Origin of the sequence: Saccharothrix sp. (genome assembly GCF_031180885.1) — a bacterium.
Lineage (GTDB): Bacteria > Actinomycetota > Actinomycetes > Mycobacteriales > Pseudonocardiaceae > Actinosynnema.
The window spans coordinates 60,540-82,811 of the sequence record NZ_JAPSLK010000001.1; the positions used below are offsets into that span (position 1 = coordinate 60,540).

24 protein-coding genes and 3 tRNA genes are annotated in these 22,272 nt (G+C 71.1%); 10 read left to right on the top strand and 17 right to left on the bottom strand.

Translation table 11 applies throughout. The annotated features are described in order from the left end of the window. Positions 1 to 68: 68 nt before the first annotated feature. From RIN75_RS00320 to RIN75_RS00330, 3 genes are all read left to right on the top strand, one after another. Entirely contained in the window at positions 69 to 611 is a 543-nt protein-coding gene (locus RIN75_RS00320; RefSeq protein WP_309109679.1) for a sigma-70 family RNA polymerase sigma factor, read from the top strand. Beyond that, complete coding sequence (locus tag RIN75_RS00325) at positions 608 to 1,048, top strand: hypothetical protein (protein WP_309109680.1); 441 nt, start codon at positions 608 to 610, stop codon at positions 1,046 to 1,048. Before RIN75_RS00320 ends, RIN75_RS00325 begins: the two co-directional genes overlap by 4 nt. Before the next feature lie 249 nt (positions 1,049 to 1,297). After that, complete coding sequence (locus RIN75_RS00330) at positions 1,298 to 2,152, top strand: hypothetical protein (RefSeq protein WP_309109681.1); 855 nt, start codon at positions 1,298 to 1,300, stop codon at positions 2,150 to 2,152. A gap of 327 nt (positions 2,153 to 2,479) precedes the next feature. On the opposite strand, the gene RIN75_RS00335 is transcribed toward RIN75_RS00330, so the two are convergent. Beyond that, a complete protein-coding gene (locus RIN75_RS00335; protein WP_309109682.1) occupies positions 2,480 to 3,940 on the bottom strand; it encodes a PLP-dependent aminotransferase family protein in 1,461 nt (486 codons plus the stop codon). 61 nt (positions 3,941 to 4,001) lie between these two features. On the opposite strand from RIN75_RS00335, the gene RIN75_RS00340 reads away from it, so the two are divergent. Next, a complete protein-coding gene (locus tag RIN75_RS00340) occupies positions 4,002 to 4,637 on the top strand; it encodes a hypothetical protein (protein WP_309109683.1) in 636 nt (211 codons plus the stop codon). Here the strand turns inward: RIN75_RS00340 and RIN75_RS00345 are convergent. Both RIN75_RS00345 and RIN75_RS00350 read right to left on the bottom strand, forming a co-directional pair. After that, complete coding sequence (locus RIN75_RS00345; RefSeq protein WP_309109684.1) at positions 4,621 to 5,154, bottom strand: Clp protease N-terminal domain-containing protein; 534 nt, start codon at positions 5,152 to 5,154, stop codon at positions 4,621 to 4,623. The genes RIN75_RS00340 and RIN75_RS00345 overlap by 17 nt on opposite strands. Further along, positions 5,151 to 5,363, bottom strand: coding sequence for a helix-turn-helix domain-containing protein (locus RIN75_RS00350; RefSeq protein ID WP_121224542.1), 213 nt, complete (start codon positions 5,361 to 5,363; stop codon positions 5,151 to 5,153). The genes RIN75_RS00345 and RIN75_RS00350 overlap by 4 nt, the downstream gene beginning before the upstream one ends. A 63-nt stretch (positions 5,364 to 5,426) precedes the next feature. Between RIN75_RS00350 and RIN75_RS00355 the strand changes: the two genes are divergently transcribed. After that, complete coding sequence (locus tag RIN75_RS00355) at positions 5,427 to 6,158, top strand: protein phosphatase 2C domain-containing protein (protein ID WP_309109685.1); 732 nt, start codon at positions 5,427 to 5,429, stop codon at positions 6,156 to 6,158. A 44-nt stretch (positions 6,159 to 6,202) separates the two neighbouring features. Here the strand turns inward: RIN75_RS00355 and RIN75_RS00360 are convergent. From RIN75_RS00360 to RIN75_RS00385, 6 genes are all read right to left on the bottom strand, one after another. Continuing rightward, positions 6,203 to 6,276, bottom strand: a tRNA-Phe gene (locus RIN75_RS00360). 36 nt (positions 6,277 to 6,312) lie between these two features. After that, positions 6,313 to 6,386 (bottom strand) — tRNA-Asp (locus tag RIN75_RS00365). A 22-nt stretch (positions 6,387 to 6,408) separates the two neighbouring features. After that, positions 6,409 to 6,481 (bottom strand) — tRNA-Glu (locus RIN75_RS00370). A gap of 153 nt (positions 6,482 to 6,634) precedes the next feature. After that, positions 6,635 to 6,964, bottom strand: a complete 330-nt coding sequence (locus RIN75_RS00375) for a hypothetical protein (RefSeq protein WP_309109686.1) — start codon at positions 6,962 to 6,964, stop codon at positions 6,635 to 6,637. A 110-nt stretch (positions 6,965 to 7,074) separates the two neighbouring features. After that, on the bottom strand, positions 7,075 to 7,710 hold the full coding sequence (locus tag RIN75_RS00380) for a ScbR family autoregulator-binding transcription factor (protein WP_309109687.1): 636 nt from the start codon (positions 7,708 to 7,710) through the stop codon (positions 7,075 to 7,077). Positions 7,711 to 7,906: 196 nt separating this feature from the next. After that, complete coding sequence (locus RIN75_RS00385; RefSeq protein WP_121224536.1) at positions 7,907 to 8,149, bottom strand: hypothetical protein; 243 nt, start codon at positions 8,147 to 8,149, stop codon at positions 7,907 to 7,909. A gap of 166 nt (positions 8,150 to 8,315) precedes the next feature. Between RIN75_RS00385 and RIN75_RS00390 the strand changes: the two genes are divergently transcribed. From RIN75_RS00390 to RIN75_RS00400, 3 genes are all read left to right on the top strand, one after another. Beyond that, on the top strand, positions 8,316 to 8,801 hold the full coding sequence (locus RIN75_RS00390; RefSeq protein WP_309109688.1) for a hypothetical protein: 486 nt from the start codon (positions 8,316 to 8,318) through the stop codon (positions 8,799 to 8,801). A 49-nt stretch (positions 8,802 to 8,850) separates the two neighbouring features. Further along, the gene (locus tag RIN75_RS00395; RefSeq protein ID WP_309109689.1) at positions 8,851 to 9,057 is read left to right on the top strand and encodes a heavy-metal-associated domain-containing protein; all 207 of its coding nucleotides are present in this window, start codon (positions 8,851 to 8,853) and stop codon (positions 9,055 to 9,057) included. Positions 9,058 to 9,291: 234 nt separating this feature from the next. After that, a complete protein-coding gene (locus tag RIN75_RS00400; RefSeq protein WP_309109690.1) occupies positions 9,292 to 9,600 on the top strand; it encodes a hypothetical protein in 309 nt (102 codons plus the stop codon). 61 nt (positions 9,601 to 9,661) lie between these two features. On the opposite strand, the gene RIN75_RS00405 is transcribed toward RIN75_RS00400, so the two are convergent. The 3 genes from RIN75_RS00405 to RIN75_RS00415 all read right to left on the bottom strand — a co-directional run bounded on the left by RIN75_RS00405 (position 9,662) and on the right by RIN75_RS00415 (position 11,894). Beyond that, a complete protein-coding gene (locus tag RIN75_RS00405) occupies positions 9,662 to 9,865 on the bottom strand; it encodes a cold-shock protein (RefSeq protein ID WP_121224525.1) in 204 nt (67 codons plus the stop codon). A 197-nt stretch (positions 9,866 to 10,062) separates the two neighbouring features. Further along, positions 10,063 to 10,890 carry a glutamate ABC transporter substrate-binding protein gene (locus RIN75_RS00410; protein WP_309109691.1) on the bottom strand — a complete coding sequence of 276 codons (828 nt, stop codon included), beginning with the start codon at positions 10,888 to 10,890 and terminating at the stop codon, positions 10,063 to 10,065. A gap of 164 nt (positions 10,891 to 11,054) precedes the next feature. Beyond that, entirely contained in the window at positions 11,055 to 11,894 is an 840-nt protein-coding gene (locus RIN75_RS00415) for an oxygenase MpaB family protein (RefSeq protein WP_309109692.1), read from the bottom strand. Between the two features lie 52 nt (positions 11,895 to 11,946). On the opposite strand from RIN75_RS00415, the gene RIN75_RS00420 reads away from it, so the two are divergent. Together RIN75_RS00420 and RIN75_RS00425 are read left to right on the top strand one after the other, a co-directional pair. Then, on the top strand, positions 11,947 to 12,357 hold the full coding sequence (locus tag RIN75_RS00420) for a PPOX class F420-dependent oxidoreductase (protein ID WP_309109693.1): 411 nt from the start codon (positions 11,947 to 11,949) through the stop codon (positions 12,355 to 12,357). An 83-nt stretch (positions 12,358 to 12,440) separates the two neighbouring features. Next, positions 12,441 to 12,929, top strand: a complete 489-nt coding sequence (locus RIN75_RS00425) for a hypothetical protein (protein WP_309109694.1) — start codon at positions 12,441 to 12,443, stop codon at positions 12,927 to 12,929. On the opposite strand, the gene RIN75_RS00430 is transcribed toward RIN75_RS00425, so the two are convergent. The 5 genes from RIN75_RS00430 to RIN75_RS00450 all read right to left on the bottom strand — a co-directional run bounded on the left by RIN75_RS00430 (position 12,926) and on the right by RIN75_RS00450 (position 22,253). After that, positions 12,926 to 17,779, bottom strand: coding sequence for a DNA repair ATPase (locus RIN75_RS00430; protein WP_309109695.1), 4,854 nt, complete (start codon positions 17,777 to 17,779; stop codon positions 12,926 to 12,928). The genes RIN75_RS00425 and RIN75_RS00430 overlap by 4 nt on opposite strands. Continuing rightward, entirely contained in the window at positions 17,776 to 19,803 is a 2,028-nt protein-coding gene (locus RIN75_RS00435) for an SPFH domain-containing protein (RefSeq protein ID WP_309109696.1), read from the bottom strand. The genes RIN75_RS00430 and RIN75_RS00435 overlap by 4 nt, the downstream gene beginning before the upstream one ends. Beyond that, entirely contained in the window at positions 19,803 to 20,363 is a 561-nt protein-coding gene (locus RIN75_RS00440; protein WP_309109697.1) for a hypothetical protein, read from the bottom strand. Before RIN75_RS00440 ends, RIN75_RS00435 begins: the two co-directional genes overlap by 1 nt. 90 nt (positions 20,364 to 20,453) lie before the next feature. Continuing rightward, a complete protein-coding gene (locus RIN75_RS00445) occupies positions 20,454 to 21,659 on the bottom strand; it encodes a hypothetical protein (protein ID WP_309109698.1) in 1,206 nt (401 codons plus the stop codon). A 51-nt stretch (positions 21,660 to 21,710) separates the two neighbouring features. Next, a complete protein-coding gene (locus tag RIN75_RS00450) occupies positions 21,711 to 22,253 on the bottom strand; it encodes a TetR family transcriptional regulator (RefSeq protein ID WP_309109699.1) in 543 nt (180 codons plus the stop codon). Between the last annotated feature and the right edge of the window lie 19 nt (positions 22,254 to 22,272).

The window sequence follows — 22,272 nt, forward strand, 5'->3', positions numbered from 1 at the left end:
AGTTCCAAGATCCACACCATCGTGCGGCGCCGGGTATCCCGCCGGGCCGGGCGTTCCTCACGTGGAACATGCAAGATCGAACCAACGCCGCGCTCCTGGCCTTGGCCCACCGGGGCGACCACGCGGCCTGGCGTGAACTCGTCCGCCGGCACCTGCGCCTGGTGTGGGCGGTGGCCAGGTCGTTCCGGCTGACCCGCGACGACGCCGCCGACGTCACCCAGGCCACCTGGCTGATCCTCGCCGAGAACCTGACCGCGATCCGCCACCCCGACCGCCTCACCGCGTGGCTGGTCACCACCGCCCGCCGCGAGTGCCTGGCCCTGCTGCGCACGAGGTCCCGCGAGGAACCGGCCGACCTGCGCCTGCCCGACCGGTCGCCGACGCCGGAGGACGCCGCCGAGGCCACCGACACCGGCACCCGCCTGTGGCGCGCCTACCGAACCCTCCCCGCCAAGTGCCGCGACCTGCTGCACCTGATCGCCCACGCACCCGACCTGACGTTCACCCGACTGGCGGAAGCCACAGGCATCCCGAGGAACAGCCTCGGCCCCACCCGCCACCGCTGCCTGACCACCCTGCGCCGCCGCCTGACCTCGGAGGCCATCCGATGACCACCGCCATCGACCTGTCCGACCAGGACCTGCTGGCCCGCCTGGCCGAACTCCTCGACCGCGCCGACCCCGTCCCGCCAACCGTTGTCGCACAAGCCCGAGCCGCGCTCGCCGCGCGCACCCCAGCGGTCCTGACGCGACTGATCACCGACTCCGCGCACACCACCGGCGCACACACCTCCGGCACCGGCTCCACTCGAACACTCCGCTTCACCGCCCTGGACGTGGTCCTCGAACCCGCGCTCGAAGGCCTGCACGTCACCGGCTTCGCGCGCACCGGCACGACACTGCACGTCCGCTGGCCCACCGGAACCCGCACCACCGACCTCGGCCCCGGCGGCTTCTTCCACCTCGACCACATCCCCGCCGGACCGCTGAAGTTCTTGCTGCGCCAAGAGGACGCACCCGACACCGCCACCCGGTGGTTCGTCGCGTGACACGGTCTGAACGCGAGAGTCGTTCGATTCTCCGTCCACTCCGGACATCGGCGGTCACACGATCCGTTGAACACGACGGACGGTGTTCACGGACGGGCGCGACAACCCGGACAGCCGCACGGCACCGCCCTTCCGAGTGGGTTCCGTGGCATATCGTTCGAAAATGCGGTGACCAGTGCTAGACATAGCAGAACGTCGACCTCGAACGGTCCGTCCCGTTCGCCGTACCCGGAACGGTGGTGATCTCCAGTGGCAGTCCCCGACGCGGCGCGCCGCAGTGGATCGCTGCTGCTCCGGGCGCTCGCCGTGGGCGGGTTCGCGGCGGTCGCCTGGCTGCTCTGCAGCGGGGTCGCGGCGGCCGACGAGCAGGACCACCCGGACGTGGTGTCGAACCCACTCGACGCGGTGAACCTGGCCCTGGAACAGCAGCAGACGGCCACGACGGCCCTGGTGGTGGCGCTCACCGAGCGCGCACCCCTCGACCTCCCCGCGCACGTCACCCTCCCGGCGCACGCCGCGCCGATGGACGTGCCGGCGCCCATCGACATGCCCACCTACCGGGAACCCGACGAGAACGAGGACGAGGACCAGGTCGTCCCGGTCCACCAGGACGACCGCGAGGACGTCGAGTACAGCCACACCGGTGGCTCGCACAGCACCGTCGCACCCAAGTCGATCTCCAACGCGATGCCGGCCGAGCAGTACGAGGCGAAGGTCGTGGCCAAGGCCGCCGCCCGCCTGGCCGCGCTCGCGCCACCACCCGCGGAGGAACCACCGGCGCCGCAGGCCGTCCCCGAGGACGACCCGGCACCCCAGACCACCCTCCGGCTGACGGTCACCGAACCGGACGCCACCACTCCCACCTGGGAGAACCCGCAACCCTTCACGCCGACGCCCGCTCCCCAGCAGGCGCCCGCGCCCACCGCCCCGACCTCGGCGTCGGCGAGCGGCCACGACGGGTCCAACGGCCACCGCGGTGGCGTGATCGCGTCGTCGACCGGCCAGGACAGATTCGCGCCGCCCACCTTCTGGCGGGTCCAGCAGCGCGACGACTGGCGCACCCCCGGCAGCGTCCCCGGCCTGCCGAGCACGTCACCCGACTGAGTTACGCGGGACCCGTCTGCCGTCAGCACGCCCGGAAGTCCGCGCCGGCACGGGCGCACTCCGGCACAGGGCCGTTCCCGCACGTCACCCATCCCCCATCGCACCACCCCCAGGCTTCCCGTCCTGCCGACCGCGCCCCGGCAGGAGCGGGCACGACCCCGTCGTCGCACTGCCCCTGCGGCGACGGGGTCCCAGAGGAACCTGCGGCCGGGGACGCCATCCCTGGAGCGTCCCCGCCGCAGGTCCAAAGGTTTCCGCCGCCGGGTTCCCGGCCCACCGAGGGGCTGCGCCGGGAACCCGGCGGCGGGCGCACCACAGGGGAGCGGTTCAGGCCACGGGCACGGTGGCGTCGGCTTCGCCGGCCACGTTCGTCCCGGCCACCGACGCGGCGACCAGGCCCAAGCGCCGAACGGACTCCCGCAGCACGTCCGCCGGCTGCACGTACGGCAGCCGCAGCCACCGCTCGAACCCGCCGTGCGGGCCGAACCGGGAGCCGGGGGCGAGCCGGACGCCGTGGTTCTGCGCCACCACCGCGACCCGCGTGCTGATCGGGGCGTCCAGCTCGCACCACACGCTGAGCCCGCCCGCCGGCCGCCGGAACCGCCACCGCGGGCAGTGCTCGCGCAGCCCAGCCATCAGCACGTCCCGCTGGGTGGCCAGCAGCGCCCGGCGTTCGGCCAGCACCCGGTCCGGGTCCGCGAGCAGTTCAGCCAGCACCATCTGCTCGATCACGGCGGACCCCAGGTCCAGCGCGGTCCGGGTGGACACCAGCCGGTGCACGACCTCGACGGACGCCCGGATCCAGCCGACCCGCAGCCCGCCCCAGAACGCCTTGCTGGCCGACCCGAGCGTGATCACCATGTCCTCGGCGTAGGCGGCCATCGGCGGCGGGCCGGCCAGCGGGTCGCCGTCCAGGTCCAGCTCGACCACGGTCTCGTCGATCACCAGCGGGGTGCGGGCGCGGCGGGCGATGTCGGCCAGTTCGGCGCGGCCCTCGGCGTCGAGCCGGTGCGCGGTCGGGTTCTGGAAGTCCAGCACCAGGTAGGCCATGCGCGGCGCGGCCTGGCGCAGGGCGGCGGCGATGCCGGGCAGGTCCCAGCCGGTCGACGTCATGGCCACCGGCACCGGGATCGCGGACACGGCCTTGATCGCGTCCAGCGCGTTCGGGTAGCTGGGCTGCTCGACCAGCACCCGGTCGCCCGGCCCGGTGAGCAGGCGCAACGCCAGCGCGAGGGCGTGCTGGGCCCCGCTGGTGACGATGATCTGGTCCGGCGTGGTGGGCAGGCCGCGGGCGGCGTACCGGTCGGCGATGGCGCGGCGCAGGTCGGGCAGCCCGTGCTCGTAGTAGCCGTGGTCGGCGAGCTGTTCGGGCAGGCGCAGCCGGACGGTGTCGAACGCGGCGAGGAGGCCCGGGATCGCGGGCGGCGCGGCGCGGGCGAAGTCGACCATGCTGTGCCCGAGCAGCGGGGTGTCCGGGACGATGCCCAGCGAGCCGGTGGGCAGGCTGATCCACGACCCCGCCCCGCGCCGGCTGGCGACCAGCCCCTCCTCGCGCAGTTGGTCGAGCGCCGCGGTGATCATGGTGCGGCTGACCGGGAGCGCTTCGGCCAGTTCGCGTTCGGCGGGCAGCCGGGTGCCGGCGGGGAGCCGGCCGTCGAGGACGAGCATCCGGATGGCCGCCGCGAGGTCGGCGGAACCCTGGCGCGCGCCGCGGCGACGCCACTCGCCGAGCAGTCGGGCCAGTCTGAAGCCGGATATACGTCCACCGGGTGGGACGTCGTGGTTCATGAGGCCAATTATTCGATATTGGCTCTGGAAGGCAAGGCCAATCGAAGCTCAGGATGGCCACATGCTCGCCGCACTCACCCCGGTCCCGGTCACCGTCGCTCCCGTCCGCCGCGTCCCCCAGCTCTTCGCCGGCCTCTGGCTCTACGGGGCGAGCATGGCGCTCCAGATCCGCGCGACCCTCGGCCTGGACCCGTGGGACGTGCTGCACGAGGGCCTGTCCAAGCGCACCGGTCTGTCGTTCGGCACGATCACGATCATCGTCGGCGCGCTGGTGCTGCTGGCCTGGATCCCGCTGCGCCAGCGGCCCGGGGTCGGCACGGTGAGCAACGTCGTGCTGATCGGCGTCGCCGTCGACGTGACGCTGTGGCTCCTGCCGACCCCGTCGGACCTGGTGGTCCGGGCCGTGTTCCTGGTCGCGGGCATCGTGCTGAACGGGCTGGCCGCCGCCGTCTACATCGGGGCCCGGCTCGGCCCCGGCCCGCGCGACGGCCTGACCACCGGGTTCTGCCGCCGGACCGGGGCGTCGCTGCGCCTGGTCCGGACCGTGGTCGAGGTGGCCGTGCTGGGCGCCGGGTGGCTGCTCGGCGGCACGGTCGGCCTGGGCACCGTCCTGTACGCGGTGACCATCGGCCCGCTGACCCAGGCGTTCCTGCCGCTGGTCACCTGGGTCGAGCCGAAGGTCACCGCGGACTGCTGACGACCCGCTTGCGCACCTCCGTGTAGGTGACGCCCTTGGCGTTCAACACCTCGGCCGCGAGGCCCTTGGCGGACAGCAGCGCCAGCACCAGGTGCTCCTTGCCGAGGGTCCCGTGGCCGAGGTCGCGGGCCTCGGCGAGGCTGCGCACGAGCGTGTTCTTGGCCGCCGGCCCGAAGGGCAGGTGGTTGCGGAAGAACCGCCGGCGCTTCGGCGGTCCGCCCGCCAGCGCGCCCTCGCCCAGCGACCGCTCGACCGACGCGACCACCTGGTCGACGTCGATGCCCAGGCCGCGCAGGGCTTCCGCGTCCGCGTCGCTGAGCCCGCCCTTGCGCCGGGCGTCCCGCAGCGCCGCCTCGACCTCGCCGCGCGGCACGTCGAACGACGCCAGGACCGGCGCGTCGAGGACCGCGAGCAGCAGGTGCTCGGGACCGATCGCGTCGGCGGAGTCCCGTTCGGCCTCCTTGACGGCGTCGAGCACCGCCTGCCTCGCGTCCCTGGTGAACCGTTCCCCGATCATCGTCCGCCCCCGTGCTTCTTGTGGACGGCCTGCCGGCTGACGCCGAGTTCGGCCGCGATCTCCTGCCATGACCAGCCCCGGTTGCGGGCGTTGCGCACCTGGACCGCTTCGAGCTGTTCGAGCAGCCGGCGCAGTGCGCTGACCGCCCGGAGCCCGACCCTCGGGTCCTGGTCGCCGGCCGCCGAGGCCAGTTCCGTCGCCTCCGTCATGCCGTCAACTTTGGTTGACACTCGACTCGTTGTCAACCCAAGTTGACACTAGGCTCGGGGTCGATGCCCGAGATCATCACCGCCGAACGAGCCGGCGTCGGCCTGGACGGCCGGCCGCGCCCCACCGAGGACCGGATCGTCGTGCTGCCCAACGCCGTGGTCGTCCTGGACGGCGCCACCTCGCCGACCCCGACCGAACGCGACGGCGGCTGGCACTCCCGCGCCCTGGCCGAAGAACTCACCACAGTGGACGGCGACCTGGCCGACGTCGTCGCGGGCGCGATCCGGCGCCTGGCCGACCGGTACGGCCTGGTGCCCGGCGACTCCCCGTCCAGCACGGTCGCGATCGCCCGCTGGACCGACGAAACCGTTGACGCCCTGGTGCTCGCGGACACCCCGGTGGTGGCGTTCGGCGCGCGGACCGACGTCCTGGCCGACCACCGGCTGCGCGATCTGCGCGGAAAAGTGAGTCGGATCACGGACTGGCGCAACCGCGAGGGCGGCTTCTGGGTGGCCGAGGCGGACCCGGCGGCGGCGTACCGGGCGGTGCGCCGGACGTGGCGGCGTGACGAGGTGCACACCGTGCTGCTAACGACCGACGGCGTCGCCTGCGGGGTGGACGACTACGGCCTGTTCGCCGATTGGCGGGAAGTGTTGGACATCACGCTCGCAAAAGGACCGGAAGCGGTGCTCGACGAGATCCGCGAAGCCGAGGCGCGCGATCCGGAACGCACCCGCTGGCGCCGTTCGAAAGTGCACGACGACCAGGCGCTCGCGGTCATCCGATTCCGGTAAAAGCAAAAACCCACTCGATGGGTTCGAGTGGGTTTTCGCAGGAGTGGCCAGGGGCGGGGTCGAACCGCCGACCTACCGCTTTTCAGGCGGTCGCTCGTACCAACTGAGCTACCTGGCCAGGTATGCGGCTCGGCCGAACAGCCGAACAGCCTTGCGACCCAGACGGGACTTGAACCCGCGACCTTCGCCGTGACAGGGCGACGCGCTAACCAACTGCGCCACTGGGCCTTGCTTTTCCTACTGTACTACGTGCCCCCAACGGGATTCGAACCCGCGCTACCGCCTTGAAAGGGCGGGGTCCTAGGCCGCTAGACGATGGGGACCAGTTCCTCCGGCAGCCCTTGGGCCACCTTCTTCCCAGGCCCTCCACGCTGTCCGGTGGAAGCATCGTAAGCATAGGGCACGACTCCCATCTACTCCAAAACGGGGGTGGCACAAGTCGTTGACCTGCGATTCCACCCCCGTTCGGCGGCCGGTCAGGCCAGCGCGGCAAGGCCTGCGGCGAACTCCTCGCGCTCCGCGGGGCTCAACACGGCCAGCGCGTCGTCGAACCGGTCGTTGGTCAACTGCTCGGCGTCGCACCACCGGACGCGCAGATCCTCCCGTCCCTCGACGGACGCGAGCAGCGCGTCGGCCGCGTCGGCGACGGAGAAGCCCGGGTCGGCGACGGAGAAGTCCGGGTCGGCCGGCCGGCCGGCGTCGTCGGCCCCGCTGAACGCGGTGCGCGACCAGTCCCAGCAGCCGCCCAGGTAGGCGTCGATCGCCTGGTCGGCGGGGAAGCCGCGGACGAGGGCCTTCTCGACCAACCACTCACTGCTCGCGGGCAGCCGGCTCGGGCGACATCGTGCACGCCCCACCCCAGCCTGACCAGCGGTTCTCTGGTCCGTTCAGCGACAGACCCCATTCCGTACCAGTGTCATGGAACTTGCTCGTCGGCAAACATCGCCAGCACGGACGAACACCACTCGTCGGTCGCGATCCCGGGCAGGACGAACCGCCACACCTCGCGCATCCGCTCGGGGAAGTCGGCGCAGCGGCACGTGGCGCTGGAGATCAACCGCGCGCCGAGGGCGGCGGAGGTGAGGGTCCGGGCGGCGGCCTCCGGGTCGACACCGGGCCGCAGCTGGCCCGCGTCCCGCGCGGCGTGCAGCAGGTCGCCGAGGACCTTCTCCCAGCGCAGGTGGGCGGAGGACAGCCCCGGGTAGCCCAGTTCCCGGTCGGCGGCGAGCCGGACGCCCGCGCGCATCACGACGTCCCGGGACAGCAGCGACACCGCCTCGTCGAACAGCCCGACCAGCGTGCGCAACGGGTCCAGGCCGCGGTCGCGCCACTGCCCGGCCAGGCGCGGCCACGTGTCGTCCTGGACCTGGACGATCGCCGACGCCAGGGCTTCCTTGGACGCGAAGTGGAAGTAGAACGCGCCCTTGGTGACGCCGCTGCGGTCCAGGATGGCGCTCAACGGCGCCGCGTCGTAGCCGAGGCGGTCGAACTCCTCGGCCGCCGCGCGGAGGATGGCCTCCCGGGTGGCCAGCGCACGGTGCTGCGGGGACATCACAGGCTCCGAGTGGTCGGTGCGGTGCGGTGCGTGCACAGCCAACGCTGTCGTGTGCGGTGGACGCAAGCAGCGCGCGGTGCACCGACCGGGAAATGCCCGGAATTGCCCCGAAATAGACCGCTCGGTATGTTTTGGAGCGGCCCACCCGAGACGCGCTTCCGGGGGGTGCGCGTCTCGGGTGGGCCGACTCGGCTTACCGCTGAACGGGCGGCGGGCCGCCGTCCTCGCCCGGTGACAGCCCGAGCATGTCGAGCAGCAGTCGGCAGTCCTCGGCGCTCGTCGCGCCCCGTGCCACCGACAACCGGGCGCGGTGGACCTGTTCGTCCGAGATCCGCGATGGTTCACCGGTCCGCTGCGCGGGCACCCCACCGCCCGGCCTCGACATGATGTCGTCCTGGTTCCACAGGAACTGACGCACTTCTAGGGACCCGCTCATGACGCCTCCCCGACTTGAGGTTGGCGCGAGGCTAAGCGAGCCCGTCGAACCACCGCAGCCCCCCGCAGAGTGATTCCAAGACAACGGAGCGTCACTTTCCGTGTAAACCACTTGGTGTCAAGCGGACCGTGATGTGCTTGCGGCGAACAAGCGAGAGGGTGAACCCATGACCGAGCCGGACCCGCGACCGACCGACCCAGACACCACGCCCAACCCCACCGAGGCCCCGGCCGAACCGACCACAGCCGACGCAGCGCAGGCCGCCGCCGACGCCGAGCCCACCGCCGCTGCGGTCAGCGCCGCTGCACCCGCCGCCGAAGCCGGCGCCGAGCCGGCCGCCGCCGAAGCCGCGCCCGCCACCGAGCCGGCCGCGGGGGCTGCCGCCGCAGCCGAGGCCGCTGAGCCCGTTGTGCCGGCCGTCGACGCCACCGTCACCGAGTCCGCCGGTCCCGGCGCGGTCCCGCCCCTCGACCCGCAGCTGCTCTTCGGCAGCCTGAACCTCGCCGCCATCGAGGCCGACATCGAGGCGATGATGAGCGACAAGATGTCCCAGCTCGACGGCATGCTGGCCGGCCTGGAAGAGCTCGTCGGCCGCCTGGAGACCGAGATCACCGGCCTGGAAACCCCGCCGGACGACAGCACTACCCCCTAGGGGTATATCCTCGGGTACCGGAGCACCCCGGTCGAGAGGATGGGAACCCATGTCCGTCACCACCTACACCGTCAGCGGCATGACCTGCGGGCACTGCGTCAGCTCCGTCACCGAGGAGCTGACCGCCGTGTCCGGCGTGACCGCCGTGGACGTCCAGCTCGACACCGGCGCGGTCACCGTGACCAGCACCCGCGAGCTGTCCCGTGACGAGGTGGAGGCCGCGGTCACCGAGGCGGGCTACGCGCTCGTCGGCTGACCCTCCGCACAGGCGCTCAGGCATCGACTGGCTGAAGAATCTGGCCCAACCCACTCCCCAGGCCACGGTGCACGTGCAACAATCCGAATTGCTGACACACCCCCGGTCAGCGCCTGTGGAGATCCCCTCCGGCCCCCGCGTTCCTCCCCCTGGCGCGGGGGCCTCTCCATGCACAGGACTGTGACCCATGCCACAGTTCGCGGCGTCTCGCAACTCAACCGTTATCGTGTCGCCGTGCCTCTTGGATCCCTAGGACGCTCGAAGTCAGGCCGGCATCGCCCTCCGCAGAAGGAGCAGGAGGAGATCCTCCCCGACGAGGAGCTGACCTCCTACCTCGCGGCGCTGGCCCCCGAGACCGACGCGGAGACCACCGCGTCGGGCGGCAGCTTCGGCAACGCGCAGGTCTACCAGCTCCGCCTCCAGCTCATGGCCAACGAGCAGCTGAAGGAGCTGGCCGCCGAGCGGCAGACGTCCCCGCAGGCGCTGGCCACCGAGTGGGTCATGCAGCGCCTGGAGTGGGAAGCCCGCCAGCGCGGCTTCTAGTCCCGTACAAGCGCCGAGAGGCCCCGACCGAACCCGGTCGGGGCCTCTCGTGCGAAAGCGATCAGACCTTGCGGACGTTCTGGGCCTGCGGACCCTTCGTGCCCTGGCCGATCTCGAACTCGACGCGCTGGTTCTCCTCCAGGGTGCGGAACCCGCCGCCCTGGATCTCCGAGTAGTGCACGAAGACGTCGGGACCGCCGTTCTCCTGGGCGATGAACCCGAAGCCCTTCTCGGCGTTGAACCACTTGACCGTGCCCAGTGCCATGAACCTGCCTCCATCGCAGGAAAGCTTGGGGCTGCACCGTGCAACCCCGGCCGTCCCGGGGCGTTTCCCCGCCGCCTGCGGCAGGGATGGCACGCCCGCGTGTCGTTCCGCGAGCGTGTGACACGAACACAGAAACCACGGCCTGCGCACGCGAGCGTATCGGTTGGCCACCCGCAGCACTACCACTGAACGAGGACCTACTTCTCGGTGACCCGCGGGGGTTCGGGGAGCTGCACGCCCGCCTGGCCGATGTTGCGCTCCAGCGCCTTGCGCCACTCGCCGCTGCCGACCATCTGCTCGATGGCGGCGTTGACCTCGGCGCGGCCCGCGGAGTCGCCCTTGGCCAGGCCCACGCCGTAGCGCTCGGTGGTGAAGGTGTTGCCCACCAGCTTGAGCAGCTCGGGGTTCTCCGCGACGTAGCCCGCGAGGATGACCTCGTCGGTGGTCACGGCGTCGACGTTGCCCGCGAGCAGCGCGGTCACGCAGTCCGAGTACTGGCCGTACTCCACCAACTCCACGCCCTGCGCGAACTCCGACGCGACCTTCTGCGCCGACGTCGACCCGGTCACCGAGCACAGCCGCTTGCCGTTGAGCGTCTCCGGGCCGGTGATGTCCTCCTCGGTGTAGCGGACGAGGATGCCCTGGCCGGTCTGGAAGTACGGACCCGCGAAGGCCACCTTCTCCTTGCGCTTGTCGGTGATCGAGTAGGTCGCGACGACGAAGTCCACGGAACCGTCGGCGATCATCTTCTCGCGGTCGGCCGAGCGGGCTTCCTTCCACGTGATGCCGGACTCGGGGACGCCGAGCTTCCCGGCCACGTACTTGGCGACCTCCACGTCGAAGCCGACGAACTTGCCGTCGAGCCGGCGCTGCCCGAGGCCCGGCTGGTCGAACCGGATGCCGATGGTGAGCTCGCCGTCCTCGGCCTTGCCCTTGAGCGTGTCGTCGCCCCCGCTGCCGCAGGCGGAGGCGAGGGCGAGAGCGGCCACCGCCGCGATCGCGGGCAGCAGTCGTCGGAACAGCATGGGCTGCGAACCTTCCGGTGCTCGGGTACGCGGTGCGGATCTACGCACCAGACGTCGTTCATGCTAAGCACCGGTATTGAAGATCCTTATGCGACGAAGGTCTCATCAGCCCAATCCGCTGGACCGTTCGGCCCACAGATTGGTGTGACGTCGAACAAATCCCCCTATGGCAGCAGCGAGCGGCGCGGCACCGCGCCCAGCCCGAGCCGCCGGACGGCCCGGTTCACGTGCCCTTCCGGGACGCCCCAGCGGATCGGCGGCGGCACCAGCAGGGCGGCGGTCCGGGAAGCGCGGAGCATGGCCGTGGCGACCGGTTCGGGGTACGGGCGGTGGTCGTGCAGGGCGATCGCCCACGGCGGCAGCAGGGAGTAGGCGAGGTGGCCCAGCAGCGGCTCGTAGGCGTCGAGGCCGAGCCGGAGCAGGCCGTTGACCGGCGGGCGGTGCAGGAACCGGTAGACGACCTCGGAGTCCTCGGTCTTGCGCAGTTCCGGGAGGACCGAGGCGAAGTAGTCGGCCATCTCGCGGGCCGTGCCGGGGACCTCGTCCGCGTGCAGCCCCACCAGCTCGGCGGTGCGGCGCTGCTCGTCGTAGTACTTGTCGACCTGGGCGTCGGTGAGCCGGTACCCCGCGCGGCGCACGACGGTGGCGAACGAGTGGACCTCGGCGCAGTGCACCCACAGCAGCAACTCGGGGTCGTCGATGCGGAACCGCCGTCCGTTTTCGTCCTTGCCGCGCAGCATCCGGTGCACCATGCGGACCTTCGCCGCGGCCTCCCGAACTTCTTCCGTGGTGCCGTAGCTGACCGTGCCGACGAAGTTCGCGGTCCGCATGAGGCGGCCCAACGGGTCTTCGCGGAAGTTGGAGTTCTGCACGACACCGGCCACCGCGCGCGGGTGCAGGGCCTGGAGGTAGAGGCTGGAGATCCCCGCGACCCACATCGCCGGGTCGGCGTGGAGCTGCCACGTCACCGTGCCCGGTCCGAGGATCCCGACGTCCACCGGCATGAATCCGATCGTGTCACACCCGGGGCCTCCCGCCGAGGGCCAAGATGGTGCCATGGATCTCGATCAAGCCCGTGAGTTCATCCGGAACAACACGCGCGCCGTGATGAGCACCCGCCGCTCCGACGGCTCGCCGCAGATGTCGCCCGTCCTGGCCACCGTCGACGCCGAGGGCCGGGTGGTCATCAGCACCCGCGAGACCGCGTACAAGGTGCGCCAGGTCCGCCAGGACCCGCGGGTGGCCCTGTGCTTCTTCACCGACGGGTTCTTCGGCGAGTGGGTGCAGGTCGAGGGCAAGGCCGAGGTCGTGTCGCTGCCCGAGGCGATGGAACCCCTGGTGGACCTGTACCGCCGGATCTCGGGCGAACACCCCGACTGGGACGACTACCGGGCCGCCATGGTCCGCGACGAGCGCGTGGTCATCCGCGTCGACCTCGACCGCGCCGGCCCCGACCGCACCGGGTGACGCTCGTGTCCCACCCGTAACGCCGCCGGCCGCAAGAGCGATTCCACGTGGCACCTGGAGTGCCGTCTGGAGCGGGTACTGGGATGAGCAGACGACTGGCCTTCGCCTGCACGATGGGCGCCCTGGCGTCCGGCGCACTGCTGACCCTGGCGATCGTCGTGGACCAGCCGCGCCCGGTGGACGTGCGCAGGGTGGACCTCAGCCCGGTGGGCCCCGGCGTGCTCAGCGCCACCCACACCACCACCCTGGCCGTCCAGCCCTCACCGGCCCCGGTCACGGCGCCACCGGAGGCCAGGCCGGCCGTCCCGGTGACCGCCACCCCCACCCCGGAACCGCAACCGCCTTCGCCCACCACCGCCCAGCCTCCGGGCAAGAAAGCCAACCGGAACAACTGCGACCGCTCGTACCTCACCGACGGCACATGCGTCCCGTGGTTCTTCCCCCTGGACCCGCGCAAAGCCTGCGAGTGGCTGCGCGAGCAGGGCTTGACCCGGATCGAGGTCCACGGCCGAGACCGCCACCGGCTGGACGTGGACCTCGACGGCATCGCCTGCGAGCGGGAGGACGACTAGCGGGCGGCGAGGCGGTCGATGGCCCCGCCCACCCGGTCCGCCAGCAAGCCCACCGCGCCGACCGCGCGGCTCATCGGGTCACCCTCCGCACCGCCCAGGGCCTGCGCGCGCACGTAGGCCGCCTTCACCTCGTCCCACCGCCGCGCCTGCTCCTCGGTGAGCGTCCCCCGCAGCTCGGCCAGCTTGAGCAGGTTCGCCTCGGCCCCGGACGTCAAGGTCTGCGCCTCGCCCAGGTAGTGGTCGTCGATGACGGCCATCAGCTCGGCGTCGTTCATCACCGGGACGACCTTCTCGGCCAGCTTGTTCATGTTCCGGTACGACCCCTGCAACCGGAACGGCGGCTCGACCCGCGACGCGTCCGACTGCGCCGCCGAAGCGATGTAGGCCTGGTTGTTGGCCAACACCACCTCCTGCACGCGCAACAGCTTGCGCAGCACCGAAAGCACCTGCTCCAGCTCCACCGACGTGTAGGGGTGGCTCAACTGGTCCGACCGGACCTCTTCGCCCTTCGCCATCCGGACCAGCAGGTCCACATCGCCCCGGTCCCTCGTCGACAACGGCGCCAGCACGGCGTTCGAGGTCAACGCGTTCTCGATGTAGCTCAACGCGAACAGGTCCTCGCGCCCGGACAGCACGTCGCCCAGGTTCCACACGTCCGCCCGGTTCGCCAGCATGTCCGGGATCCGGAACCGCTGACCCGACTCGGTGTACGGGTTGCCGGCCATGCACACCGCGAACCGCTTGCCGCGCAGGTCGTAGGTCCGCGTCCGGCCGTCCCAGACGCCCTCCATCCGGCGCTGCGCGTCGCACAGGGAGATGAACTTCTGCAACAGCTCCGGGGACGTGTGCTGGATGTCGTCCAGGTACAGCAACACGTTGTTGCCGGTCTCCAGCGCGAACGAGATCTTCTCGACCTCCTGCCGCGCGGTCGCGTTGGGCGCGTCGGCCGGGTCGACGCTCGTCACGTCGTGGCCCAGCGAAGGCCCGTTGACCTTGACGAACACCAACCCCAACCGGTTGGCCACGTACTCCATCAAGGTCGTCTTGCCGTAGCCCGGCGGCGAGATGAGCAGCAGCAGGCCCATCTGGTCGGTGCGCTTGTCGTCGCCCGCCGCGCCGAGCTGCTTGGCCAGGTTGTCGCCGATCAGCGGCAGGTACACCTCGTCCAGCAGGCGGTTGCGGACGAACGCGCTCATCACCTTCGGCTGGTACTCCTCCAGCCGCAGCCGCCGCTTCTCCGCCGCCACGACCTCGTTGCGGTGCCGCTGGTACGCGCGGAACGCGGGCACCCGCTCGGTCCGGAACCGGCGCGTCCGGGTCAGCAGCTCGTCCAGCCGGAACTCCAGCTTGCGGTCGACGATCCGCGGGTGCGCGCCCAGCAAACCGTCCACTGTGGACCGGATCTGGGCCGAGGACTCGTGCCGCGGCAGGTCCCGGCACAGCTCCAGCGCCACCGCCTCGGGCAGGTCGTACTCCTCCCGCCCGGCCAGGAAAGCCGAGTACCAGCCCTCGACCAGCGCCTTCCGGTCCGCCGGGTCGGTCAGCGCGCGCAGGTCGTCCTCGAACTCCTTGCGGCTGCCCAACGCGCGGTGGAACGCCTCGGTCAACGCCCGCGCGCCGGCGCTGCCGGCGAACCCGAACGGCGCGCTGCACAACTCCTCGAACAGGTACTCCCCGGCCAGCGGGTCACCGATCTGCGCCGCAAGTTCGTCACACAGCTCGTCGATCGCCGGCGTGTGCCCGAACACCGACCGCGCCCGTCCCAGCGACGACGCCCGCCGCGTCCACCGCATCCGCGACTCCTCGTCCGCCTCGGCCCAGAACAACTGCGCCGCCGCACGAGCCGACGGCGGGTACCGCAGCACCCCCGCACCCGCGTGCAGGCGCAGCAACGCGTCGAGGATCCGGGCGGCGTCGTGGTCCTGCACGCCCCGCTCGTAGCCCTCGTCCAGCCGCGTCTCGGCGACCTTCCGGACCAGGTCGAGCAACCGCCCGTCGGTCACGGCCGCGTGCAGGCCGTCCACCGGGTGCTCGGCGAGGATCGACGCGGCCAGGTGCTCGCCCCGGTACACCTCGGCCGTCTCGGACACCAACAGTTGGTCCCAGAACGGTTTTGTCGCCGCGAAGGCCTCGTCCCGCACCGGGGCGCGGTAGTCGGTGCCGGTGATGGCGAACGACAGCGCGCCGTCCTTGGGCACCAGGGTCAGGTCCACCGGCTGGGTGTTCACCGCGAACCGGTGCCGGCCCAGCTTGATCGTCTCGCCGTCGAACAGGTCGAGCCGGTCGCGCAGCGCGCGCCCCGCCTCCTGCCGCGCGGCGAGCACCCGCCCGTCCAGCTCCTCGGCCCGGACGGTGTCGCCCAGGTCGCGCAGTTCGGCCGCGATGGACCGGACCTTGGCCACCATCGGGTCCGACGCGAAGTAGGTGTTGACCTCGTCCAGCGACCCGAGCCCGGCCACCCGCCGGCCGACCCCGGTCAGGATGCGCTCCGCCGAGTCGACCAGCCGGTCCGCGCGCCGGGACCGCTCGTCCAGCAACGCCTGCTTGCGCGAGGAGAACGCCTCGTAGACGTCGGTCCGCTTGGCGCCCAGCTGGGCCAGGAAGTCGTCGAACTCGCCGAACCTGGACTCCAGGTTCTCCAGTTGCAGCAGCAGCCGGCCCAGTTGCTCGTCGCACGCCGCGGGCGTGTCCGCGACCGCCAGCGCGCCCGTGATGGCCTGCCCGAGCAGCGCGAACTCGGCCGCGAACTCGGCTCGTCCTTCGGTGGCCAGCAGTTCCCGGCGACGACCGTCCACGGTGGCCCGTGCGCGGTTCAGCCCGCCCAGGACCTCGCCGATGCGTTCCAGGATCGAGGTCCGGACCGTGGCGTCGGCGATCTCCAGCGAACCGACGACCTCGGTCAGCACCTCCAGGCCGCGCTGCTGCTCGGCGAGTTCGTCGGTGACCGGCTTGGCCTCGGCGACCGTCCGCACCGCCTCCGCCTTGCCCACCAACGCGTCCACCTGCTCGTGGTACCCGGCGAACGCGTCCTCGCGGCGCAGGTGCTCGACCGCGCGCTGGGCCGTGGACCCCAGCTCCTCGGCGAGCTGCGCGGACAGCTCCTCGATCCGCTTCAGGTCGACGTACCGGAGTTCCTTCAGGGTCACCAGATGACCTTGTGCGCCACGGAGATCGGCGAGCTGCCGCACCCAAGCGTCCGCGCCCACCGGGACCTCGCCGCGGGTGCGCCGGATCATCGACGCGATGCCGTCGGCGGCCTCGGCCAGCGCCGCCGCGGCCTGGTCGGTCAGCGCCTGCACGGTCTCGAACTCGTCGAGCACCTGCTCGGCCGTCGCGCGCACCTCGGTCAACGGGGTGCGCAGGTCGCCCAGATCGGGTTCGCCCAGCCAGTGGTAGGAGTCGAACACCCTGGTGCACGAGGCGATCAGGTCCTCGAACACCGCCGCCGACGGCGCCATCTCGCCGACCATCCGGCTCACCGACAGGCAGTCGGAGATGCCGCGCACCAGGTCCGCGTTGCCGACCCGCTCCAGCGGACCGGTGCCGGCGGGCTGCGCGGCGGCGTAGGTGTCGGACAGGTACGGCGTCTGCCACACCTGCATCGGGTGCACGCGGGTCGGTTCCTCGGTCAGCGCCCGGAACACCACCAGCGTGCCGTCGTCGAACAGCGAGTACCCGTGGCACGGCAACGGGTTCGCGACTTCCTTGCGGATCACGTTGTAGGGCAGCAGGAGTGAACGGCCGTCGCGGCGGGCGTGGAAGACGTACAGCACGTCCTCGCCGTTGGTGGACCGGATGACCCGTTCGAACTCCAGCTCGTCCACGGCGGTGTCGAACGTCTTGCTGACGCCCGTGGCGAGGTAGTAGCCGCCGGGGAAGATCAGGCCCTGGTCCTCCGGGAGCCGTTGGCACGCCTGGCCGATGCCGTCCAGCCGCACGACGCTCTTGGTGCGGGTGTTGAACACCAGGTGCCGCCACGCGGTCTCTTTGTACGGGCGCACGCGCAGGAGGATCAGCGGACCGACCCGGGCGTACTCGACGTCGGCGTCGGCCAGCGACTGCAACGGCTCGTCCACCGGCTCGCGGTAGATGCCCTCGCCGGTCTCGGTGTTGTTCTCCACCTTGATGGTGAGGTCGCCGCCAACGGTCTCGACGAAGACCTCGTCCTCGATGGAGATGTGCGGGTGGCGGCCCAGCACGTGGTGCTCGCGCGCGGTGGGCGTCCACTCGAAGTCGTGCGACGGCGGGAAGACGTGGTCGCGCTCGCCCCGGTTGTCCAGGTACTTGACCGTGCCGTCGGTGGCCACCTGCCAGCGCAGCACGCGGATGTCCTCGGTGCGCGCGCCGGTCTGGAACACCGCGAGCAGCTTGCCCTCGACCCGCCGCAGCTGCACGAGCCGGGTGTCCCGGTAGTACCGGTACAGCTCGGCGAAGTCCCGCTCGAACTGCGGGTCGTCGAGCAGGCCGGGCAGCTCGGTGCGGGCCGCGTCCTCGAACCGGAACGCGTCGCCGTCGCGGGTGAACCGGTGCAGCGAGAACACGTCGTCGATCGTGGTCTCCGGCTTGAGGCCGATGAACACGTTGTAGCCGAACAACATCAAGCCGGCCACGTGAACGACATCGCGTGGGACGCAGTTGTTCTCGGTGCGGACGCGTTCCGTGCCCAGCAGGGTCAGCTCGGCGCTGCCGAACACCTCCAGCCGGCGCGCGTTGAGCGCTTCGGCCCGGCGGGCGAGCCCGGCGGCCTGGTCGGCCAGCCGGGCCCGCAGCACCTCGTACGTGCCGGCGTCCAGGGTCGGGGTCGTCGGGGTCGGGGTCGGGGTCGCGTCCGTGGTCACGGGTGTGGTCACGACTGGGCGGCGAGCGCGGCCACCGGCCGTTCCGCGACGCCCAGGCGCTGGGCGGTGGCCAGCAGCTCGCGCATCGCGGGCGCGTCCGGACCACCCGAGTTGATCAGCTTGAGCAGCAGGGCGGACACCGTGACGTTCTTCAGGTCCTCGGTGCCGAACGAGCCGAGCACGCGGCCGATGTCCTGGGTGAAGTCGGACTTCCCGTTGAGCCAGGACGCGCCGAGCGTCTTGGCCACGTCGGAGTGCTCCACGAACCCGTCGACGCTCTTGCCGGCCGTGACCGCGCCGACCACCCGGTCGAAGAACATGGTCTCGCCGCCGACGATGTCGATGTCGGCCTTCTCCAGGCCCGCGGCCAGCACCATGGCCTGGGACTCGGCGATCTGCCGCTGCACGTCGATGCCGGCGAGCCGGATCTCCTTCTCGGTCTCCAGCCGCAGGCGGTACTCCTCGTGCTCGCGGGTGACCTCGTCCAGCGCGGCCATGGCGTTCGCCTTGTCCGCCAGACCTTCCGCCTCGCCCTTGAGCTTCTCGCGGATGGCCTCGGCGGCCACCAGGGCCTTCTCCCGCTCCACCACGGCCTCGGCGCGGCCGACCTTCTCCAGCGCCTCCGCGTCGCGCTCCTTGACCTGCACGTCGGCCATCTTGACCTGGACGTCGGCGAGGCCCGTCGCGGCGGCCTCGGCCTGCCGGCCCTCGGCGAGCCGGATCATGGCGCGGGTGTCGAGTTCGGCGGCCTGCTGGCGCGCCTCGGCGAGCAGGAGTTCCTCGCGGGCCTTGAACTTGGCCGCGGCCTCCGCCGCCTCGGCCGCCTTGATGTCCTTGACCAGGTTCTCCTGGGCCTCGGCCTCGGCGGCGATGATCGTGGTCTGGCGCAGCCGCTCGGCCTCTTCGAGGGCGCGCAGCTTCTTGATGTTCTCCTCCTGCTCCGCCACGGTCTTCTCCACCGCGATGCGCTCGCGGATGACCTCGGCGATGGCCCGCTTCTCGCCTTCGAGCTCCTTGTCCTTGGCGATGCGGGTCAGCTCGGTCTCGCGCTCGCGGCCGATGACCTCCAGCTGGCGGTCCTTCTCGATGCGCTCGGTCTCGATCGCGATGACGCGCTCGCGGTTCTTCTCCGCCACGGCGATCTCGCGGTTCTTGTTCTCGTGCTGGATGCCCAGCTGCTCCTCGGTGCGGATGTGCGCGGTGTTGGCCTTGAGCCGTTCCTCCGCCTGCACCTTGGCGATCTCGGCCTCCTCGCGGGCGCGCATGGTCTCGACCTCGCGCTTCTGCTTGATCTCCGCGTCGGCCTTGCGCCGCTCCAGCTCCAGGATCGCCTCGCGCGCCTCGACGTTCTGGCGCGTGATCTCCTTCTCCTCGCCGCGCTGGTACTCGTTGGTCCGCACGTGCTCGATCGCGGTCAGCTCGGTGATCTTGCGGATGCCCTGCGCGTCCAGGATGTTGCTCGGGTTCAGGTGCTCCATCGGCGTCTGCTCGAGGTAGTCGATCGCCGCGTCCTCCAGGCTGTAGCCGTTGAGGTCGGTGCCGATCACCTCGATGATCCGGTCGCGGAACTCGTTGCGGTGGGTGTAGAGGTCCACGAAGTCGAGCTGCTTGCCGACGGTCTTGAGCGCCTCGGAGAACTTGGCGTTGAACAGCTCCTGGAGGGTCTGCTCGTCGCTGGCGCGGGCGGTGCCGATGGCCTGGGCGACCTTGATGACGTCCTCGACGGTCTTGTTGACCCGCACGAAGAACGTGATCCGGATGTCCGCGCGGATGTTGTCCTTGCAGATGAGGCCCTCGTGGCCGGCCCGGCGGATCTCGATGGTCTTCACCGAGATGTCCATGATCTCCGCCCGGTGCAGCACGGGCAGGACGACCGCGCCGGTGAACGTCACGTCCACCTTTCGCACCTTGGAGATGATCAGCGCCTTGCCCTGGTCGATCTTGCGGAACAGCCGGCTGATCATGATCAGCAGCGCGATCACGACGACCAGGGCGACGGCGATGAGGACGCCGAAGCCGGTGGTGATGACTCCCATCAGTGCTCCCCCAACGGGTAAGTAGGGATCGGGGCGACCCAGAAGAACTCGCCGTCCTGGTCGTAGTCGAAGATCAGCGCGGACATGCCCGCGCGCAGGTCGTCCGCGCCGGCCTGGCGCACCTGGACGATCGCCGAGGAACCGTCGGCGGCGGTCACCTCGGCCTGGCCGAACTCGGTCGTGACGGTGCCGGTCCGGATCACGCAGACCCGGCCCACGAAGTCGTTGCGGGACGCGGCGGGCAGCACGGGGTACAGGCGGCGCAACGGGATCACCGCCAACCGGGCGGTCGCGAACCCGACCACCAGCGACCCGAGCAGGACCGGGATGTCGTACCCGTCGATCAGCGTCACGCCCGCGAGACACGCGAACCACGCGATCGGCACCAGCAGGGAGAACACGACGCTGGACGGCACCCCGCCCAACCCGTAGGCGAGTTCGACCCCGCCGTCGAGGTCCAGCCCGAACGCCGCGAGCACCCAGAACAGCACGACGGCGGCGAGCAGGATCGTGAGCAGGACGGTCGGGAAGGCGAGCGCGGCCGCGAAGAACTCCCCCATGCACCCCCCCTCTGTTGGCGGGGACTTTAACCCGCCGATGGTGGCTACGGAGGGTGAATCACGGAACGCGGTCGAACGGATACGCAGGCATTATCCGACCAGGAGACCGGAAACCCTCGTGTCCGGGTTGCCGCCGTAGCTGACGACCGCGCCCGCCTCGTGCGGCATGGTCCGGATGCTCATGCCCGCGAAGCCCTCCTCCGTCACGAACCAGCCCCACGTCGTGAGCCAGCCCCGGTCGTCGTCGGGCATCACGTCCAGCACCGGCCGAACCCGTTCCTGGACCACGTGCGGCTTGCGCGCGCAGTCGTCGACGAGGGCCTTCCACTCGCGGTCGTCGTGCAGCCAGCCCGCGTGGACGCCGGTTCCCGCGAACTCGCCGGACGCCTTCAGGACCAGGTTCACGCGGTTCGCGCGGACGTGGTCGCGGTCGACGTCCTCCAGCTTGCGCGTCCAGGGCAGGAGCCGGTCGACCAGGGACCGCTCGTCGTCGTCCAACTCCGCGGTGGGCAGCAGGGCCAGGGTGGACTTGTAGCCGTAGAGGTAGCTCGACAGGGGCGTGTAGATCTCGGTCTTCGTTGCTTTGAGGAAGGTTTCGGCTTTGCCGACGGCTTGTGCCGGGGAGAAGAAGCGGACGACGACGTCCAGCTTCGTCCCGTTCAGGTACAGGTGACCGTTGCGTTCGGTGAGGTTTTCCAGTTCTCCCAACAGGATTTCCGTGCCGAGCCGTCGGCAGGACTCCTGGAGGGACGCGAACCCCTTGGCGAACTTGGTGAGGACGCCGCCGGCTTCCAGGAACGCGATGGCGCCGTTTTTGGTGGCGCGCAACAGCTTCTCGACCGGGTGGACGTAGTCGAGGTCGTGCTTCGCGACGAAACCCCGCATGGTCGGGGATTCGTGGACGGCGCGGGCGATGTCGCCGAGGTCCGTGCCGCCGAGTTGGCTGCCGGAGTTGAACTCCAGCAGCCTGAAGCCGTCGCCGACGCGGTAGAGGTCCGCGCGGCCGTGGAACGGGGGCGGTTCGGCGGACATCAGCGCGGCCTCCTGCGGTGGCACGCCCAGGGCTTCGGCGCAGCGGGTCAGGCTGCCGTCGAACAGCCGGTGCGGCAGATCGAGCAGGAGGTCGTAGAAGCGGCGCAGGTCGTGTGCCACGCGGTCGGCTTCAGTTCGAGGCAGGAAGAACGGGCGGGGCGCGAGGCGGTGCCCGTAGACGGCGTCCAGGGCGGGTGGCAGGTCCAGGTCCGCCATCGTCCCGTGCAGGCTCTCGTCGGCCAGGAACGCCCGCGTCAGGTCCACCCGGCACATGATGTCGGCCCGCGGCCGGGGTGTCGCTGCGGGGACCCGCTGTCAGGCCACGATGCCGCGCAGCACCACGTGGAAGGCGCGGGCGGGGCGGAAGTCCGGGCGCGGGTTGGCGAGTTGGTTGGTCAGCAGGCCGTCGACCGTGGCGAGGAGGAGCGCGAGGTCGGCGGCCGGGTCCTTGGAGCCGATCGCTTCGACGATCGGTACCGCCCACTGCGCGATCTGCTCGTGCGCCTCGGCGATCCGCTTGCCCAGCTCGGGTCTTACTGCCGCGTCCACGAAAACGGCGTGCCGGGCGAGGGTGAGGACCCGTTCGGCGGCCAGTTCCTCGACCACGCGGCCGAGGGCGTCGGCGAGTTTCTCGGGCGTGGAGACGTCGCCGGCGAGCGTGGCCCAGAGTTCGCGCTCGCGTTCGAGGAGGCGTTCGACGACCCCGCCGACCAGGGCGTCCCGGGTGCGGAAGAGGTTGGAGGTGGAGCCCTCCGCCAGGCCCGCCTCGGCGTCGACGGCCCGGTGGGTGAGGGCGCGCGGTCCGGCCGTGCCGAGCACCCGGATCGCCGCGTCCAGCACCTGCTGCCGTCTCGTCACGGTCAGGGACACTACACCC

Coding starts and splice junctions, on each gene's coding strand:
- RIN75_RS00320 (WP_309109679.1), top strand. CDS start 69: ATGCAAGATCGAACCAACGCCGCGCTCCTGGCCTTGGCCCACCGGGGC.
- RIN75_RS00325 (WP_309109680.1), top strand. CDS start 608: ATGACCACCGCCATCGACCTGTCCGACCAGGACCTGCTGGCCCGCCTG.
- RIN75_RS00335 (WP_309109682.1), bottom strand. CDS start 3,940: ATGAACCACGACGTCCCACCCGGTGGACGTATATCCGGCTTCAGACTG.
- RIN75_RS00340 (WP_309109683.1), top strand. CDS start 4,002: ATGCTCGCCGCACTCACCCCGGTCCCGGTCACCGTCGCTCCCGTCCGC.
- RIN75_RS00345 (WP_309109684.1), bottom strand. CDS start 5,154: ATGATCGGGGAACGGTTCACCAGGGACGCGAGGCAGGCGGTGCTCGAC.
- RIN75_RS00350 (WP_121224542.1), bottom strand. CDS start 5,363: ATGACGGAGGCGACGGAACTGGCCTCGGCGGCCGGCGACCAGGACCCG.
- RIN75_RS00355 (WP_309109685.1), top strand. CDS start 5,427: ATGCCCGAGATCATCACCGCCGAACGAGCCGGCGTCGGCCTGGACGGC.
- RIN75_RS00380 (WP_309109687.1), bottom strand. CDS start 7,710: ATGTCCCCGCAGCACCGTGCGCTGGCCACCCGGGAGGCCATCCTCCGC.
- RIN75_RS00385 (WP_121224536.1), bottom strand. CDS start 8,149: ATGAGCGGGTCCCTAGAAGTGCGTCAGTTCCTGTGGAACCAGGACGAC.
- RIN75_RS00390 (WP_309109688.1), top strand. CDS start 8,316: ATGACCGAGCCGGACCCGCGACCGACCGACCCAGACACCACGCCCAAC.
- RIN75_RS00395 (WP_309109689.1), top strand. CDS start 8,851: ATGTCCGTCACCACCTACACCGTCAGCGGCATGACCTGCGGGCACTGC.
- RIN75_RS00405 (WP_121224525.1), bottom strand. CDS start 9,865: ATGGCACTGGGCACGGTCAAGTGGTTCAACGCCGAGAAGGGCTTCGGG.
- RIN75_RS00410 (WP_309109691.1), bottom strand. CDS start 10,890: ATGCTGTTCCGACGACTGCTGCCCGCGATCGCGGCGGTGGCCGCTCTC.
- RIN75_RS00415 (WP_309109692.1), bottom strand. CDS start 11,894: ATGCCGGTGGACGTCGGGATCCTCGGACCGGGCACGGTGACGTGGCAG.
- RIN75_RS00420 (WP_309109693.1), top strand. CDS start 11,947: ATGGATCTCGATCAAGCCCGTGAGTTCATCCGGAACAACACGCGCGCC.
- RIN75_RS00425 (WP_309109694.1), top strand. CDS start 12,441: ATGAGCAGACGACTGGCCTTCGCCTGCACGATGGGCGCCCTGGCGTCC.
- RIN75_RS00435 (WP_309109696.1), bottom strand. CDS start 19,803: ATGGGAGTCATCACCACCGGCTTCGGCGTCCTCATCGCCGTCGCCCTG.
- RIN75_RS00440 (WP_309109697.1), bottom strand. CDS start 20,363: ATGGGGGAGTTCTTCGCGGCCGCGCTCGCCTTCCCGACCGTCCTGCTC.